The organism is Actinomadura hibisca NBRC 15177 (genome assembly GCF_001552635.1).
In the GTDB taxonomy this organism is placed as follows: Bacteria; Actinomycetota; Actinomycetes; order Streptosporangiales; family Streptosporangiaceae; genus Spirillospora; species Spirillospora hibisca.
The window spans coordinates 23,250-30,819 of the sequence record NZ_BCRO01000123.1 but is presented as its reverse complement, the minus strand read 5'-3'; the positions used below and the strand labels follow the sequence as shown (position 1 = coordinate 30,819).

3 protein-coding genes are annotated in these 7,570 nt (G+C 72.3%); 2 read left to right on the top strand and 1 reads right to left on the bottom strand.

Translation table 11 applies throughout. The features are described from left to right. Nucleotides 1-69 precede the first annotated feature (69 nt). The gene (gene lysX / locus AH6_RS39475) at nt 70-3,381 is read right to left on the bottom strand and encodes a bifunctional lysylphosphatidylglycerol synthetase/lysine--tRNA ligase LysX (protein ID WP_174555165.1); all 3,312 of its coding nucleotides are present in this window, start codon (nt 3,379-3,381) and stop codon (nt 70-72) included. A 540-nt stretch (nt 3,382-3,921) separates the two neighbouring features. On the opposite strand from lysX, the gene AH6_RS39470 reads away from it, so the two are divergent. Together AH6_RS39470 and AH6_RS39465 are read left to right on the top strand one after the other, a co-directional pair. Beyond that, nucleotides 3,922-5,676, top strand: coding sequence for a serine/threonine-protein kinase (locus AH6_RS39470; RefSeq protein ID WP_245679680.1), 1,755 nt, complete (start codon nt 3,922-3,924; stop codon nt 5,674-5,676). Between the two features lie 95 nt (nt 5,677-5,771). After that, a complete protein-coding gene (locus tag AH6_RS39465; protein ID WP_083983904.1) occupies nt 5,772-7,463 on the top strand; it encodes a serine/threonine-protein kinase in 1,692 nt (563 codons plus the stop codon). Nucleotides 7,464-7,570 lie beyond the last annotated feature (107 nt).

Genomic DNA, 7,570 nt, shown 5'->3' with positions numbered 1-7,570 from the left:
CCCCGGTGGCCGGGGTTGCTGGTCATGTTGGGGCCGGGGCTGTTGGTCATGTTTGGGGTCGGAGCACCCTCACGTCCCCGGGCGCACCAGTGGGAACGGGATCGTCTCTCGGATCGACCGCCCCGTCAGCGTGATCAGCAGCCGGTCGATCCCCATCCCCATGCCCCCCGCAGGCGGCATCGCGTACTCCAGCGCCCGCAGGAAGTCCTCGTCCAGCTCCATCGCCTCCGGGTCGCCCCCCGCCGCCTGCAAGGACTGCTCCGTCAGCCGCTGGCGTTGCAGGATCGGGTCGATCAGCTCCGAGTACGCCGTGCCCAACTCCAGGCCGAACACGATCAGGTCCCACTTCTCCGCCAGGCGCGGGTCCTTGCGGTGCGGGCGCGTCAGCGGTGACGTCTCCGCCGGGTAGTCCCGCACGAACGTCGGCGCCTTCAGCTCCTCCTCCACCAGCGCCTCGAACAGCTCCTGCACCAGCTTCCCCTGGCCCCATTCCGGGTCGAAGTTCAGCTTCACCCGCTGCGCCAGGGCGTGCACCGCCGCCACGGGAGTGTCGGGCGTGATCTCCTCGCCCAGCGCCTGCGACACCGAGCCGTAGACGGTGATCTCCTGCCACGGCTCGCCCAGGTCGTACTCGACGCCGTCGCGCACCACCACCGTGGTGCCCAGCGCCGCCTGGGCCGCCGAGACCACCAGGTCGCGGGTCAGTTCCGCCATCGTGTCGTAGTTGCCGTACGGCTCGTACGCCTCCAGCATCGTGAACTCGGGGTTGTGCTTCTGCGAGACGCCCTCGTTGCGGAAGTTGCGGTTCAGCTCGAAGACCTTGCCGACGCCGCCCACCAGCAGCCGCTTCAGGTACAGCTCCGGTGCGATCCGCAAGTACAGCTGCATGTTGTAGGCGTTGATCCGGGTGTGGAACGGCCGGGCCGTCGCGCCGCCGTGGATCGGCTGGAGCATCGGCGTCTCGACCTCCAGGTAGCCGCGCCCGCGCAGGCCGTCGCGGACGGCCGCCACCGCGTCGCCGCGCATCCGCAACATCTTGCGGGAGTCGTCGTTGACGATGAAGTCCACGTACCGCTGCCGCACCCGCGCCTCGGGGTCGGTCAGGCCGGCGTTCTTGTTCGGCAGCGGATGCAGGCACTTGGCCGTCAGCTTCCACGTGTCGGCGAGCACCGACAGCTCGCCGCGGCGGGAGGTGACGATCTCGCCGGTGAAGCCGACCTGGTCGCCGAGGTCGATCAGGTCCTTCCACGCGCGCAGCGCGTCCTCGCCCAGCTCGTCGGCGGTCAGCATGACCTGGATGTCGGCGGTCTCGTCGCGCAGCGACACGAAGATCAGCTTGCCGTGCTCGCGGGCCAGCACCACGCGGCCGGCGATCGCGACGCGCTCGCCGGTGCGGGTGTCGGGGGCCAGCCCGGCGCACCGCTCGCGGATGTCGGCGGCGTGGTCGGTGCGGTCGAAGCCCAGCGGGTACGGCTCCAGCCCGGCCGCGCGGATGCGGTCGAGCTTGGCGTGCCGGACGCGTTCCTGCTCCGACAGGCGGCGCTGCGGGGCGCGGGCGGCGTCGGCGGCCTCCTCGATCTCCTTGATCTTGTCGACCAGGGAGCGGGCGGGCACCATGTTCGCGGCGCGGTCCAGCTTGGGCCGGTTGAGGCTCGGCAGGAAGCCCTCCGCGCGCGCGTAGGCGAGGCCGAGACGCACCAGGTCGCGGTTCTGCTGGTAGCAGATGAAGCGGGGCCGCCAGTCGGGCAGGTACTTGGCGTTGGCCAGGTACAACGACTCCAGCTGCCAGAACTTCGAGGCGAACGACAGGAAGCGGTAGTACAGCCGCGCCACCGGGCCCGCGCCGATCTGCGAGCCGCGCTCGAACGCCGAGCGCAACATCGCGAAGTTCAGCGAGAGTTGCTGCGCGCCGACCGTGGCGGCCTTCTCGGCGAGCTTGGCGACCATGTACTCGTTGAGGCCGTTCTCGGCGGCGCGGTCGCGGCGCATCAGGTCCAGCGACAGGCCCGACCGTCCCCACGGCACGAAGCTCAGCAGGCCGCGCAGCTCGCCCGCCGAGTCGAACGCCTCCACCATCACGCAGCGCCCGTCGGTCGGGTCGCCCAGACGGCCTAGCGCCATCGAGAAGCCGCGCTCGGTCTCCTCGCCGCGCCAGGCGTCGGCGCTGCGGATCAGCTTGGCCATCTCCCAGTCGGGGATCTGCGAGTGACGGCGGATGCGCACGGTGTATCCGGCGCGCTCGACGCGCCGCACGGCCTGCCGCACCTGGCGCATCTCGCGGCCGTCCAGGTTGAAGTCGGTCAGGTCGATGATCGCCTCGTCGCCCAGCTCGATCGCGTCGAAGCCGTGCCGCCGGTAGCTGTGCGCGGCGCGCTCGCTGACGCTGACCGCGCCCGGGATCCAGGCGTGCGCGCGGCACTCGGCGAGCCAGGTCTCGATGGCCTGGTCCCAGGATTCGGGGTCGCCGAGCGGGTCGCCGCTGGCCAGCGAGACCGAACCCTCTACCCGGTAGGCGATGGCGGCCTTGCCGTTGGGTGCGGTGATGACGTCCTTGTCGCGGCGCAGCGCGAAGTAGCCGAGGGAGTCTTGGTCGCCGTACTCGGCCAGCAGGCGGCGGGCGTCCAGCTCCTCGCGCTCGCTGAGCACCGCGTCCTGGCGGCCGGGCCGGAACAGCGCCCAGAAGGTGACGATGAGCAGGCCGGTGCCGAGCACGCCGATGATGACGTCCACCCAGCTCGGCACGTCCACGTTGATGGGCTCGCCGGTGACGCCCGACCCCAGCACCGTCTGGAGCAGCACGTACCAGGGGTGGGTGAGGAAGCCGCCCTCGGGGTCGCGGTCGGTGACGGTGACCAGGAAGGTGCCGATCCCGCCGCTGACCACCAGCAGCACCGAGAACACGATCGCCGCGACGCGCCGGTTGGCGCGGTCGGGCAGGGTGGTGAACTGGCCGCGCGCCGCCACCAGCAGGCCCAGCAGCACCAGGTAGATCGCGCTGGTGATGCTGACGCCGACGGGGGTGGGCTCGGCCGGGTCCAGCAGCAGCGTCAGCGTGACCGCCAGGGAGGAGGCGGCGAACAGCCCGATCAGCAGCACCAGGATGCGCCAGGCCGCCTTCTTGCGCCGCCGGACGCCCATCGACAGCAGCAACAGCAGCAGGCCCCACGGCACGCTGGCGAAGAAGCCGAGGAAGTACAACCAGCGCAGCGCCCAGATGTCGGCGATCTTCAGGATGAGGTCCGACGACAACCACGACAGGATGGACAGGACGCCCGACAGCCGGGTGTACCAGAAGAAGATCGTCGGTACCGCCTCGATCAGGCGCCGCCACGCGCCGAGCAGGCCCGTCGTACCGTTGGGCGCGCCCGTCCGCACGTTCATGGTCCCCCTGTCGCCACTCCGTCGAAGTATCCTAGTTGTACCGGTTTTGACGCCTTCCCTGCCGTGCACGGCGGGGATTTCGGGCTGCCGGTGGCTGTCCATCATCCTGCCTCCGGCTCCCGGTGGGCCCGCGCTTCGGCGAACCGCGCCGCCGCGAGCCGATCACACCGGCCCTTCGCAGGGAGGACGCCCGGCGATGACGATGCGTTGTCCCCTGGACGCGACATCGGAGGTACGGTCGTGTCGGGCGGCCCGGAGTCCCGGAACGTCTTCGCCGTCCCGGCACGCCGACGGAGGACCGGGCACGGACGGTGGTCGTGATGGAACCGCACGTCGTCGAACGTAACAGCGAGGAGGCGTGCGCGGCGCCACCGCCGATCAAGCCCGGGAAAGCCTTGGCGGGCCGCTCGCGCCCGGAAGACCGCTCCCGTCCGCCCCGCGCCGCGAACCCCGGCGTTACGGCGGACGTCGTACGGGTAGGGGGATGTGGCTTGCACACCGAGTCCAAGATTGTCAGCAAAAGTCGATATGGTCGCGGATATGCCAAATGAGACCACCGGGGAGCGGTTGCTCGCCCAGCGCTACCGACTGGTGACCAAGGTCGGCCGCGGTGGCATGGGCACGGTCTGGCAGGCGCACGACGAGGTCCTGGGCCGTGACGTCGCGGTCAAGGAGGTCATCCTGCCGCACGGCCTCACCGACGAGGAGCGCGCCGTCCAGTACAAGCGCACCTTCCGGGAGGCGCGCACCGCCGCCCGGCTCGGCCACCCCGGCGTCGTCACCGTCTACGACGTGGTGGAGGAGGACGGCCGCCCCTGGATCATCATGGAGCTGATCCACGCCCGCTCCCTGGACCAGGTCATCAAGCAGGACGGGCCGCTGGAGGTCCGCCGCGCCGCCGAGATCGGCCGGCAGATGCTGGCCGCCCTGCACGCCGCGCACGACGCCGGCGTGCTGCACCGCGACGTCAAGCCCAGCAACGTGCTGCTGACGGCGGGCGACCGCGCCGTCCTCACCGACTTCGGCATCGCCACCGCCGCCGGCGACGCCACCCTCACCCAGACCGGCCTGGTCATGGGCTCGCCCGCCTACATCGCCCCCGAGCGCGCCCGCGGCCGCACCGCGGGCCCCGCCTCCGACCTGTGGTCGCTCGGCGTGACCCTGTACGCGATGGTGCACGGCCGCTCGCCGTTCGAGCGCTCGGAGCCGATGGCCGCCCTGGTCGCGGTGATCTCCGAGGAGCCCGACCCGCCGGACAAGGCGGGCCGCCTCGCCCCGGTGATCGAGGGCCTGCTGCGCAAGAACCCCGACGAGCGCATGGACGTGATCGAGGCGGGCGCGCTGCTGGACGGCATCGTCCGCCAGGAGACCGTGGACACCCAGCGCACGATGACCGTCGAGGTCACCGAGGACATGCTGGCCCCGCCCGAGCCCGCCGCCCCGCCCGCGCCCCGCGCGGAGCCGCCCGCCGAGCGGCCCACCGACGGCCGCACCCGCGTGACCCCGGCGGCCGGCGAGGAGCCGGCCGGGGCGTCGGCCGCGACCTGGCACGCGGGCCCGCACACCGAACCGGCGTCCCGGCCGCCCGCCGAGCGCGGCCCGTCCGGCGGCCTGAACCGCAACGCCGTGCTGGTGGGCGCGATCATCCTGGTCGCGCTGCTGGCGGTCGGCGGCATCGCGCTGGCGCTGACCGGCGACGACAAGCCCGCCGACAAGCAGAGCAACCAGAAGCCGATCCCGGCGAGCAGCGCGCCGTCCAGCAAGCCCCCGAATTCGCCCTCGCCCTCGGCCACGCCGACGTCGGAGAAGCCGAAACCGTCCGACACCCCGAAGCCGGACGGCGTCCCGGCGGGCTTCCGCTCCTACAAGGACAAGACCGGCTTCTCCCTCGCGGTCCCGGAGGACTACAAGGGCCCGCGCCACGGGGGCAGCAGCGTCTACTTCGACGCGCCGGGCGGCGGCTACATCCAGATCGACCAGACGTCCAGCCCCGGCCCCAGCGCCCTGAACGACTGGAAGAACTCGCACGCCGGCGCTGGCAAGCGCTTCAGCAACTACAGGATGTTGCGCCTGGAGCCCACCGGGAACCACCCGCCCGTCCCCGACAGCGGCGACGGCGACAAGTCGGCCGACTGGGAGTTCACGCACGGCAAGAACAGCCGCATCCTGAACCGCGGCTTCGTGGCCAACGGCCACGGCTACGCGATCCTGATCTCCGGTTCCCAGGACGGCTGGGACGAGCGCATGGCGAAGCTGGCCCCCGTCTTCTCCTCCTTCGAACCCGCCGGCGACTGAGTCCCGCCGCCGAAAACTTCGCACTGCGGGACGAAAGTCGCGAATGTGGGGTAGGTATGTCGTTCCGTTGGACAGGCTCGGTAGTGTCGCCACACATGTCGCAGGGGGACCAGGACGCACGGGGGAGCGAACGGCTGCTCGCGGGCCGCTACCGGCTGCTGTCGGTGGTCGGGCGCGGGGGCATGGGCACGGTGTGGCGCGCGCACGACGAGGCGCTGCACCGCGAGGTCGCCGTCAAGGAGGTGCTGCTGCACGAGGCGCTCAGCGACGAGGAGCGCGAGCAGCGGCACCAGCGCACGTTGCGGGAGGCGCGGGCGTCGGCCCGGCTCAACCATCCCGGCGTGGTGACCGTCCACGACGTCGTGGACGAGGGCGGCCGCCCCTGGATCGTCATGGAGCTGGTGCAGGCCCGCTCCCTCCAGGAGGTCCTGGACGAGGACGGCCCGCTGCCGCCCGGCCGGGCCGCCGCCATCGGCCGCCAGGTCGCCGGGGCCCTGCGCGCCGCGCACGCCATCGGCATCCTGCACCGCGACGTCAAGCCCGCCAACGTCCTGATCACCGGCGAGGACCGCGCCGTGCTGACCGACTTCGGCATCGCGCAGATCGCCGGGGACGCCACGCTGACCCGGACCGGCCTCATCATGGGCTCGCCCGCCTACATGTCGCCCGAGCGCGTCAACGGCGACCCCGCGCTGCCCGCCTCCGACCTGTGGGCGCTCGGCGCGACCCTGTACGCCGCGTGCGAGGGCCGCCCGCCGCACTACCGCACCGACGCGATGGCCGTGCTCGCCGCCATCCTCACGCAGGAGCCGCCGCCGCCCCGCAACGCCGGGCACCTGGGGCCGGTGCTGCGGGCGCTGCTGGAGCGCGACCCGGCGCGGCGGCCGGGCGCCGACGAGGCGGAGAAGGCGCTGGCCCGCGTGCAGGCGGGCGAGCCGCCCGCGCCCGCCGCCGAGACGCGCTGGGAGGACCGCCCGGCCCCGGCCGTCGCCTCGGGCATGCCGACCGGCGGCACCGGCACGCTGGTGGGCGATCCGGGATCGGGGACGGCCGACGTGCGCTGGTCCGGCGGCACCCTGCACGTCCCGGCGCCGGAGCCGACGCCGTGGAGCCCGCCGACCGGGCCCGTCCAGCGGGACCGGCCCGGACGCAAGTTGTTGTGGCCGCTCGTGGCGGGGGCGCTGGGCGTCGCGGTGGTGGCGCTCGCCGTCGTGCTGATGATCAACAGCAAGGGCGACGGGAAGAAGGACGAACCGCCCGTGCCGCCCGTCGCGGGCAGCTCGTCCAAGGTCTCCCCTCCGGCCACGCGGAGCGACCGGCCCGCCGACGATCGCACCCGCCAGGCCAAGCCTCCTGCGCCGCCCCTTCCGACCGGGATGCGCTGGGTGGGCGACGGCTACAAGGTCCCCGTTCCCCTCGGTTGGACGAAGCGCGTGGAGAGCGCCGACCGCGTCTACTGGGAGGACCCCGCCTCCGACGCCTACATCATGGTGGACCGCACCGTCTGGACCGGCGACCCCCACGCGCACTGGCGGCAGTGGAGCGACGAGGTCGTCCAGAAGGGCGACCTCCCCAACTACAACCTGATCAGACTGACCCGCACCCAGCACCAGGGGCTGAACGCGGCCGACATCGAGTTCACCGCGACCAGCAAGAACCTGCGGTTCCGCGACCGCGGCGTCATCATCGACGGCCAGTCCTACGCCATCGCCGTCGCGGTCCCGCAGGCGCAGTGGAACCAGCGGCTCTCGACCGTGAACAATGTCCTGGACGGCTTCCATGCGTGAGAAGCCGTTGAACCGGGGCGGGCTTTCGCGCGTCCCAGAGACGGAAGTTGCAGCAGAGGCGCGGCCGCGGTGCTCCTCTAGGCGGCACCGCGCGCGACGGGGGACCA

Bases quoted from the DNA above. Each gene is read 5' to 3' on its own strand.
- AH6_RS39470 (WP_245679680.1), top strand. From the start codon at position 3,922: ATGCCAAATGAGACCACCGGGGAGCGGTTGCTCGCCCAGCGCTACCGA.
- AH6_RS39465 (WP_083983904.1), top strand. From the start codon at position 5,772: ATGTCGCAGGGGGACCAGGACGCACGGGGGAGCGAACGGCTGCTCGCG.
- lysX (WP_174555165.1), bottom strand. From the start codon at position 3,381: ATGAACGTGCGGACGGGCGCGCCCAACGGTACGACGGGCCTGCTCGGC.